Origin of the sequence: Homoserinimonas sp. OAct 916, assembly GCF_003260275.1 — a bacterium.
GTDB lineage: Bacteria > Actinomycetota > Actinomycetes > Actinomycetales > Microbacteriaceae > OACT-916.
Genome location: NZ_QJHB01000123.1, coordinates 1 through 280 on the forward strand (window position 1 = coordinate 1; position 280 = coordinate 280).

General features: G+C 61.1%; 1 protein-coding gene. It reads left to right on the forward strand.

The window, feature by feature from the left end; translation table 11 throughout:
- The coding region (locus DL891_RS16955; RefSeq protein WP_157962619.1) for a DUF1538 family protein at positions 1-280 on the forward strand (280 nt) is incomplete at both ends.

A 280-nucleotide genomic window follows, 5' to 3' on the forward strand; every position in this document is an offset into this window, starting at 1 on the left:
CTTCGATACTTGGTTGTGGGTCTACCTGTTCGCCTTCTGCATCGGCTTTGCCACCACCATGGCCGAACCGGCACTGATCGCCGTGGGTCAGCAGGCTGAGGAAGCCGCCGCCGGTAAGATCCAGGGCAACGTCATTCGCCTGTTGGTCGCCCTGGGGGTAGCCATCGGCATCACCATCGGCGTGCACCGCATCATCGTCGGCGATTCCATCCACCATTACATCATCGGCGGCTACCTGCTGGTGATACTGCTCACCGCTTTGGCGCCACGCTACATCGTG